Source organism: Curtobacterium sp. LFS084 (assembly GCF_047977705.1).
Taxonomy (GTDB): Bacteria; Actinomycetota; Actinomycetes; order Actinomycetales; family Microbacteriaceae; genus Curtobacterium.
On sequence record NZ_JBFPFM010000040.1, the window covers coordinates 24775 to 30793 of the forward strand.

Annotated in this window: 6 protein-coding genes; all 6 read left to right on the forward strand. The window is 70.0% G+C overall.

The genetic code is table 11. The features are described 5' to 3' along the window. Positions 1 to 12: 12 nt before the first annotated feature. The 6 genes from ACNQOV_RS15730 (at position 13) to ACNQOV_RS15755 (ending at position 5594) form a co-directional block, all read left to right on the forward strand. Entirely contained in the window at positions 13 to 453 is a 441-nt protein-coding gene (locus tag ACNQOV_RS15730; RefSeq protein WP_022907760.1) for a hypothetical protein, read from the forward strand. Continuing rightward, on the forward strand, positions 450 to 830 hold the full coding sequence (locus ACNQOV_RS15735) for a hypothetical protein (RefSeq protein WP_402268040.1): 381 nt from the start codon (positions 450 to 452) through the stop codon (positions 828 to 830). Before ACNQOV_RS15730 ends, ACNQOV_RS15735 begins: the two co-directional genes overlap by 4 nt. A gap of 167 nt (positions 831 to 997) precedes the next feature. Further along, on the forward strand, positions 998 to 2587 hold the full coding sequence (serA, locus tag ACNQOV_RS15740; RefSeq protein WP_416395674.1) for a phosphoglycerate dehydrogenase: 1590 nt from the start codon (positions 998 to 1000) through the stop codon (positions 2585 to 2587). Between the two features lie 13 nt (positions 2588 to 2600). Beyond that, on the forward strand, positions 2601 to 3668 hold the full coding sequence (locus tag ACNQOV_RS15745; protein WP_031263268.1) for a 3-isopropylmalate dehydrogenase: 1068 nt from the start codon (positions 2601 to 2603) through the stop codon (positions 3666 to 3668). Between the two features lie 15 nt (positions 3669 to 3683). Beyond that, positions 3684 to 4793, forward strand: coding sequence for a branched-chain amino acid aminotransferase (locus tag ACNQOV_RS15750; protein ID WP_416395676.1), 1110 nt, complete (start codon positions 3684 to 3686; stop codon positions 4791 to 4793). Positions 4794 to 4823: 30 nt separating this feature from the next. Further along, the gene (locus ACNQOV_RS15755) at positions 4824 to 5594 is read left to right on the forward strand and encodes a fumarylacetoacetate hydrolase family protein (RefSeq protein WP_416395678.1); all 771 of its coding nucleotides are present in this window, start codon (positions 4824 to 4826) and stop codon (positions 5592 to 5594) included. The last annotated feature ends 425 nt before the right edge of the window (positions 5595 to 6019 follow it).

Below are 6019 nucleotides of genomic sequence, written 5' to 3' on the forward strand. Positions count from 1 at the left end.
TAGGATCGAGGCATGACCACGGCAGCATCCCCGCCCGACGGCTCGGTCGACCACGACGACGACGCCCTCAGCTGGGGCGACGCCGACGACGCGACCCACGTCGACGCGGCACACAACCCGGTCACCGTGAAGGCGCGAGCCGGACGCGACCCCGAGGCCCCCGAGACCTCGGGCGCGCTCATCGGCTTCGGCGTCTTCGGTGGCCTGTACCTGCTCTACACGGTCGCCTGGCTGCTCACCGCCTCGACCTCGTACGTCTCGAACGTCGACACCGTGCTGACCGTCTTCGTCGAGGTCCTCCGGTTCCTCTCGATCGTCGCTCCGGCACTCTGGTTCACCGTCGTCCTCTGGGCCGGTCGCGGACAGCGCACCCGCAGCCGTCTGCTCTGGATGCTGCTCGGCGCCCTCGTGCTCTTCCCCTGGCCGTTCCTCATGACCAGGAGCTTCGGGTGACCGCCGCGACCCCGACCGTCCGCCGTCCCTCGGGGGCGTTCGTCGGCAAGCTCGTCGTCTGGGTGGTGTTCGCGCTGCTCTTCGCGTACATGACCGTGCAGAGCATCGGCAACCTGGTGACCGTCTCGCAGTCCGTCCGGGCGTTCAACGCGTTCCTCGGGACCACCTCCGGCGGCGACTCGCTCGCGCGGAGCACCCCGTGGGCGTGGCTCGTCCTCGACATCGCGATCGCGCCCGTGGCCTTCGCCGTGGCGCTGTGGGTGAGTCGCCGCGCGCGGCTCGCCGTCACGGTCGGCGTCTTCGTCCTCGCCTTCGCCGCGGCCGGTGCGCTGTGGCTCGACCTGCAGCTGTTCGTCCCGCGACTGCTGGACTTCTGAAGCATCCACTGACGGACAGGAGGCGGGGGGGGGGCGGGGGCCCCCCCCCCCCCCCCCCTCCTGGCCGTCAGGTGGTCGCCCACCGGGCCGACCCTGCGGTCGTAACCACGTCCACACGTCGATACGATGGTGGGATACCGCCCGTCTCGTGTGAGGAAACTGCAGCTGTGCCGAAGCCGGTCGTCCTGATCGCCGAAGAACTCTCGCCCGCCACAGTCGACGCCCTCGGGCCCGACTTCGAGATCCGGAACGTGGACGGTACCGACCGCCCCGCGCTCCTGGCCTCCCTCGCCGACGCGCACGCCATCCTGGTGCGCTCCGCCACCAAGGTCGACGCCGAGGCGATCGTCGCGGCCCCGAACCTCAAGGTCGTCGCCCGTGCCGGCGTCGGCCTCGACAACGTCGACATCAAGGCGGCCACCACCGCCGGCGTCATGGTCGTGAACGCGCCGACGTCGAACATCATCTCGGCCGCCGAACTCACGGTCGGCCACATCCTGTCGCTCGCGCGCCACATCCCCGCCGCGCACGCGTCGCTCGCGGCCGGCACCTGGAAGCGTTCCGCGTACACGGGTGTCGAGCTCTACGAGAAGACCGTCGGGATCATCGGCCTGGGCCGGATCGGCGCGCTCATCACGCAGCGGCTGCAGGCGTTCGGCGTGCAGGTGATCGCGTACGACCCGTACGTCACCACGGCCCGTGCCCAGCAGCTCGGGGTCGAGCTCGTCTCGCTCGAGGACCTGCTGAAGCGTGCGGACTTCACCACCATCCACATGCCGAAGACGCCGGAGACCGTCGGCATGATCTCGGACGACCAGTTCGCGCTCATGAAGCCGACCGCCTTCGTCGTGAACGTCGCCCGCGGCGGGCTCATCGACGAGGACGCACTGCACCGTGCACTGACGTCGAACACCATCGCCGGCGCCGGACTCGACGTCTTCGTCTCCGAGCCCCCCAAGGACTCGCCGCTCGTCGCGCTCCCGAACGTCGTCGTCACGCCGCACCTCGGCGCCTCGACGGACGAGGCCCAGGAGAAGGCGGGCGTCTCCGTCGCCAAGTCGGTGCGCCTCGCCCTCGGCGGCGAGCTCGTGCCCGACGCGGTCAACGTCGCCGGCGGTGTCATCGACCCGTACGTGCGCCCGGGCATCCCGCTCGTCGAGAAGCTCGGCCAGGTCTTCACCGGCCTCGCCACGTCGCCCGTGACGAGCATCGACGTCGAGGTGCACGGCGAGCTCGCCGAGTACGACGTCAGCGTGCTGAAGCTCGCGGCGCTCAAGGGCGTGTTCACCGACGTCGTCAGCGACCAGGTGTCGTACGTCAACGCACCGCTGATCGCCGAGCAGCGCGGGGTCACCGTGCGGCTCATCACCGACTCGGACAGCCCCGAGTACCGCAACGTGCTCACGATCCGCGGCGCCCAGTCCGACGGCCCGGCGATCAGCGTGTCCGGCACGCTCACCGGCCCGAAGCAGGTCGCGAAGCTCGTCGAGATCAACGGCCACGACGTCGAGGTCGCCCTCGCCGAGCACCACGTGGTCATGGAGTACACCGACCGGCCCGGCATCGTCGCGGTCTACGGCAAGGAGTTCGGCGACGCCGGCATCAACATCGCCGCGATGCAGATCTCGCGCGAGGCCGCCGGTGGCCAGGCGCTCAGCGTCCTGACCGTCGACTCGCCCGTCCCGGCCGAGATCCTCGAGCACGTCCGGTCCACGATCGAAGCGGTGTCGCTCCGCGAGATCGACATCACGCTGTAGGGGAGTGGCGGACATGACGAAGACGGTGAAGCTCGCGGTCATCCGCGGGGACGGCATCGGCCCCGAGGTCGTCGACGAGGCGCTCAAGGTGCTGCACGCGGTGCTGCCCGACGACCTCGTCGTCGAGGAGACCCCGTTCTCCCTGGGCGCCACCCGGTACCTCGAGACCGGGGACATCCTCACCGAGGACGACATGTCCGCCATCGCCGCGCACGACGCGATCCTGCTCGGTGCCGTCGGCGGGGACCCGCGTGACCCGCGGCTCGCCGGCGGGATCATCGAGCGTGGGCTGCTGCTCAAGCTCCGGTTCGCGTTCGACCACTACGTCAACCTCCGGCCCACGGCGGTCTACCCGTCCGTGACGACCCCGCTGACGTCGCCCGGGGACGTCGACTTCGTGGTCGTGCGCGAGGGGACCGAAGGACCGTACGTCGGCAACGGCGGCGCGATCCGCGTCGGCACCCCGCACGAGATCGCGACCGAGGTCTCGCTGAACACCGCGTACGGCGTCGAGCGCGTCGTCCGGTACGCCTTCGCCCTCGCGGACCGCCGCCCCCGGAAGCACCTGACGCTCGTGCACAAGAGCAACGTGCTCGTGCACGCCGGAGCCCTCTGGCAGCGCACCGTCGCGGCCGTCGCCGCGGAGTACCCGGACGTCACCGTGGACTACCAGCACGTCGACGCCGTCACCATCCACATGGTGCGCGAACCTGCTAGGTTCGACGTCATCGTCACGGACAACCTCTTCGGCGACATCATCACCGACCTGGCCGGCGCGATCAGCGGCGGCATCGGTCTGGCGGCCTCGGGCAACATCAACCCGGACGGCACCTTCCCCAGCATGTTCGAGCCGGTCCACGGCTCCGCGCCGGACATCGCGGGTCAGCAGAAGGCCGATCCCACGGCCGCCATCCTGTCCGTCGCACTGCTGCTCGACCACATCGGTCGCAGCGACCTCGCGTCGGCGGTCACGCGGGCGGTCGAGGCCGACCTCGCCGACCGGGGCACCTCCGAGCGTCGCACGGCCGAGATCGGCGACGCCATCGCCGCCGCGGCAACGGCGCGCACCACCACCGCCTGACAGGAGTCTCCCCAGATGAGCACCGACACCGACTTCGAACTCGCGTTCGCCACCACCCCGTCGGCCGAGCGCCGGGCCGCAGCCGAGCGCGAGGAGATCCTCGCCGACCCCGGGTTCGGCAAGCACTTCACCGACCACATGGCGACCGTGCAGTGGACCCTGGACGCCGGGTGGCACGACGCATCGGTCCACCCGTACGGCCCGATCAGCCTCGACCCGAGCGCGAGCGTCCTGCACTACGCGCAGGAGATCTTCGAGGGCTTGAAGGCCTACCGGCACGCGGACGGTTCGGTGTGGACGTTCCGGCCGGACGCCAACGCCCGGCGGTTCCAGCGGTCCGCCCGTCGCCTCGCGCTCCCGGAGCTGCCGGTCGAGACCTTCGTCGACTCCATCCGCGAGCTGGTCCGGACCGACGTCGACTGGGTGCCCTCGGCGCCCGAGACGAGCCTGTACCTGCGGCCGTTCATGATCGCGACCGAGTCGTTCCTGGGGGTCCGCGCAGCGCAGGCGGTGGCGTACCACTGCATCGCGAGCCCGGCGGGGGCGTACTTCACGTCCGGGCCGAAGCCCGTGTCGATCTGGCTGTCGACGAACTACGCCCGAGCGGGCAAGGGCGGCACCGGGGCGGCGAAGACCGGTGGCAACTACGCGTCGTCGCTCCTGCCCCAGCAGGAGGCATACGAGCACGGCTGCCAGCAGGTCATGTTCCTCGACTCGGTCGAGGGCAGGTACCTCGAGGAGCTCGGCGGCATGAACGTGGTCCTGGTGAAGGCGGACGGCACGCTCGTCACGCCCGACTCCGACTCCATCCTCGAGGGCATCACGCGCGACTCGATCCTGCAGCTGGCGGAAGACCGCGGCCTGCGCGTCGAACGCCGACGTGTGACGCTCGACGAGTGGCGCGACGGTGTCGCGGACGGCTCGATCACCGAGGCCTTCGCGTGCGGGACCGCCGCCGTCGTCACCCCGATCGCGGAACTCCGCGGCGACGGCTTCACGATCGGTTCGCCGACCGTGGGCGCCGGCGAACTGACGATGTCCCTGCGCGACGAGCTCACGGACATCCAGTACGGCCGCCGTCCCGACCCGCACGGGTGGATGACGCGCCTGACCGACCCGGTCTGAACGCACACCTCACGTCGATAGGCTCCAACGGTGAAGATCGCACGGTTCAGCAGCAAGGGCGAAGACCCCCGGTACGGCATCCTCGACGAGCGCGACCTGGTCGTGCTGGCCGGTGACCCGATGTACCAGGGGTTCGAGACCACGGGGGAGCGGGTGCCGCTGGCGGACGCCAAGCTCCTCGCCCCCGTCATCCCGCGGTCGAAGGTGATCGGCGTGGGGCTCAACTACGCCGAGCACGCGTCGGAGATGGACGAGCGCGCCGGGGACGACCCCGTGGTGTTCCTGAAGCCCAACACGTCGGTGATCGGTCCCGAGGACCCGATCCGCCTGCCCGCCGGTGTCGGACGCGTCGACCACGAGGGTGAGCTCGCCATCGTGATCGGGTCCCTGGCGAAGAACGTCACGCGCGAGGACTTCGCGAGCGTGATCCTCGGCTACACGATCGCCAACGACGTCACCGCGCGTGACCTGCAGGCCCGCGACGGCCAGTGGACCCGGTCGAAGGGCTTCGACACCTTCTGCCCGCTCGGCCCGGCGATCGAGACCGAGATCGACCCGTCGGACATCCGCATCGAGACCCGCGTCGACGGCGACCTGCGCCAGGTGGGGTCGACGAGCGAGATGGTGCACGACATCCCGTCGCTCATCGAGTTCGTCTCGTCGATCTGGACGCTCCTGCCCGGTGACGTCATCCTGACCGGCACCCCGGCCGGCGTCGGCGAGATCCGCGACGGCGAGGTCGTCGAGGTGACGATCGAGGGGCTCGGCACCCTGAAGAACCCGGTCATCGCCAAGCTCTGACCCGCACCACCGAACGGCCCGCTCCCCGCATGGGGGCGGGCCGTTCGCCGTTGATCCGCGTCGTTCCGGGGATCCGCCCGTGCGACACGCCCGGGCGGCAGGCTGGTTGGCGGGGCCCCCGGGGCGTGTGTAGAGTAATCACTCGTTGCCGCTGAGGCGGAGAACGGAACGGCCGAGACGGTCACCGGAGCAAACGCCCCGGGGATGCAGTCCGGACGGGGTCCCGCTCAGGCAACGAATCCCGATGACGATCCACTCTCGAAGTGGTCTGTTCGGGGTGAGACGAAATGCCTCTCTGGCGGAACCTCTTTCGAGGTCGAGTGGGGAGTGCGTCTGGTCCTTGAGAACTCAACAGCGTGCACATTGTCAATGCCAATTTATTGACCCCGTGCCTGGTCTGCTTCGGCAGGTTGGGTCGGAGACAA

Excerpts from the sequence above, each read along its gene's own strand:
- ACNQOV_RS15750 (WP_416395676.1), top strand. The coding sequence starts at position 3,684 with ATGAGCACCGACACCGACTTCGAACTCGCGTTCGCCACCACCCCGTCG.
- ACNQOV_RS15745 (WP_031263268.1), top strand. The coding sequence starts at position 2,601 with ATGACGAAGACGGTGAAGCTCGCGGTCATCCGCGGGGACGGCATCGGC.
- ACNQOV_RS15730 (WP_022907760.1), top strand. The coding sequence starts at position 13 with ATGACCACGGCAGCATCCCCGCCCGACGGCTCGGTCGACCACGACGAC.